Below are 2,208 nucleotides of genomic sequence, written 5' to 3'. Positions count from 1 at the left end.
TCCTTGGCGATCTCAGGCGGCAGGTCTTCGCTCTCCTCCTCGCCGAGGTAGGCGCGGATCACCGCCGGGTCGTTCTTCACCTCGTGCGGCGTGCCGTCGGCGATCTTGCGCCCGTAGTCCAGCACCACCACGTGGTCGGAAATCGTCATCACCACGCTCATGTCGTGCTCGATCAGCAGCACGCCGATCTTCTGCTCGTCCCGGATGAAGGTCAGCAGATCGGCCAGTTCCCCCGACTCGCGCGGGTTCAGGCCGGCCGCCGGCTCGTCCAGGCACAGCAGCACCGGCTCGGTGCACATGGCGCGCGCGATCTCCAACCGCCGCTGCGCCCCGTACGGCAGGTTGCCCGCCTGCCAGTCCGCGTATTCCAGCAGCTTCACCCGGTCCAGCCAGTACTTCGCCAGATCCAAGGCCCGCTTCTCGGCGTTGCCGTACAGCGGCAGCCCGAGCAGCCCGGCGAACGAGAAGGCGCTCGCCCGCATCAGCTTGTTGTGCTGCGCCACCATCAGGTTCTCCAGAACCGACATGCCGCCGAACAGCCGGATGTTCTGGAAGGTGCGCGCCACCGACGCCTGCTGCGAGATGCGGAACCCCGGCATCCGCTCCAGCAGGAACTCCTTGCCGTCGGGATGCTTCAGGGAAAGCCGCCCCACGGTCGGCGTGTAGAAGCCGGTGATGCAGTTGAACAGCGTCGTCTTGCCGGCCCCGTTCGGGCCGATGATCGCCGTGATGTGCCGGTCCTGCGCGGCGAACGACACGTCGCCCACCGCCACCAGACCGCCGAAGCGCATCGTCAGGTGCTCGACCGTGAGCAAGGGGGGATTCGTCATGGTCTGGCTCATCACGCGGCCTCCGCCGAGGCGCGCTTGCGCTTGTGCAGCAGGATCGTCGGGTCGCGGTGCGCCAAGAGGCCGCGCGGGCGCCACAGCATGATCACCACCATGCCCATGCCGAAGGTCAGCATGCGGTAGTCGGCCAGCTCGCGGAACATCTCGGGCAGGCCGATCACCACCAGCGAGGCCACCACCACGCCCATCTGGCTGCCCATGCCGCCCAGCACCACGATGGCCAGGATGATCGCCGACTCGATGAAGGTGAAGCTCTCCGGGCTGATGAAGCCCTGCCGCGTGGCGAAGAACGATCCGGCGATGCCGCCGAACATGCCGGCGATGGCGAAGGCCGCCAGCTTGATCTTGGTGCGGTCGATGCCCAGCGAGGTGCAGGCGATGTCGTCCTCGCGCAGCGCCTCCCAGGCGCGGCCCAGCGGCAGCGTGCGGATGCGCAGCGTGAAGACGTTGACCACCAGCGCCAGCGCCAGGATGACGTAGTACAGGAAGACGATGCGGTGCAGCGTCGAGAACTCCAGCCCGAACATCTCGTGGAAGGTCGGCAGGCCGCTGGTCGAGGTGCGGCCGAACTCGGCCAGCCCGAAGAAGGTCGGGCGTGGGATGCCGGTGATGCCGTTCGGGCCGCCGGTCACCTGGTACCAGTTGATCAGCACGATGCGGATGATCTCGCCGAAGCCCAAGGTCACGATGGCGAAGTAGTCGCCGCGCAGGCGCAGCACCGGAAAGCCGAGCATGACGCCGCCGCACACCGCCAGGATGCCGGCCAGCGGCAGGCAGGCCCAGAAGCTCAGCCCGAAGGTGGTGGCCAGCAGCGCGTAGGAATAGGCGCCGATGGCGTAGAAGGCGACGTAGCCGAGGTCGAGCAGGCCGGCCAAGCCCACCACGATGTTCAGGCCCCAGCCGAGCATGATGTAGGTGAGCAGCAGGATGCCGATGTCGATGACCTGGCGGTCGGCGAACGGCAGCAAGGGCAGGACCACCGCAAACGCGATGCCGATGGGCCCGAGGAAGCGGGAGGCCTCCTGGACCTTGGCGCCGACGCGGTCCATGCGCTTCTCGCGCTCGGCCTGGGAGAGCTTGGAGCGGTGGGTGGCGACGGCGACGCCGGCGCGGATGGCGATCACCAGGCCGCCGATGATGAGGACGACGCGCATCGCCTCGGCCGGCATGTGGATGAAGAAGCCGGCGATGGCGGCGGCGAGCGCCAGGACCAGGACGAGCACGGCCTGGCCTTCGCGGATCAGGCACAGGCCGAGGCGGCCGAGGAAGACCAGGCCGATGACGGCCATCACGTCCTGCGGCCGCGCCTCGATGCCCAGCCCGGTCGGCCGGTCCACCGTGCGAAGCCCGACCAGCGGCA

Annotated in this window: 2 protein-coding genes; both read right to left on the bottom strand. The window is 68.4% G+C overall.

Annotated features, from left to right (window positions below; genetic code table 11):
- Positions 1 to 842: ATP-binding cassette domain-containing protein (locus TSO221_RS33360; RefSeq protein WP_109122772.1), on the bottom strand; the 842-nt coding region annotated here is incomplete at its 3' end.
- Positions 842 to 2,208: high-affinity branched-chain amino acid ABC transporter permease LivM (livM, locus tag TSO221_RS33355; RefSeq protein WP_109122771.1), on the bottom strand; the 1,367-nt coding region annotated here is incomplete at its 5' end. The genes livM and TSO221_RS33360, both read right to left, overlap by 1 nt.

The sequence above is a fragment of the Azospirillum sp. TSO22-1 genome (genome assembly GCF_003116015.1).
Taxonomy (GTDB): domain Bacteria; phylum Pseudomonadota; class Alphaproteobacteria; order Azospirillales; family Azospirillaceae; genus Azospirillum.
Note: the sequence above shows the minus strand (reverse complement) of the source record. Positions and strands in the feature narration are given on the sequence as shown.